Source organism: Rhizobium ecuadorense, from assembly GCF_001187535.1.
GTDB classification, from domain to species: Bacteria; Pseudomonadota; Alphaproteobacteria; order Rhizobiales; family Rhizobiaceae; genus Rhizobium; species Rhizobium ecuadorense.
The window spans coordinates 1-277 of record NZ_LFIO01001825.1; the positions used below are offsets into that span (position 1 = coordinate 1).

Below are 277 nucleotides of genomic sequence, written 5' to 3' on the forward strand. Positions count from 1 at the left end.
GCAAACACCTACAGTGATTTCAATCCCTGTCACGGCAATGTGCCGCAACTCATCGAGGCAACCAAGCGCGGCGTCATGCTGACGGGTGCGATGCCCATGGTGTTTCCGACAATCTCGATCCACGAGAGCTTTGCCTCGCCGACCTCGATGTATCTGCGCAATCTGATGGCGATGGAAACGGAAGAGATGATCCGCGCCCAGCCGATGGATGCCGTCGTCCTGATCGGCGGCTGCGACAAGACCCTGCCGGCCCAGATCATGGCGGCCGCAAGCAGCG

Annotated in this window: 1 protein-coding gene; it reads left to right on the top strand. The window is 60.3% G+C overall.

The features are described from left to right. The coding region (locus tag AF337_RS38670; protein WP_193393705.1) for a dihydroxy-acid dehydratase domain-containing protein at positions 1-277 on the top strand (277 nt) is incomplete at both ends.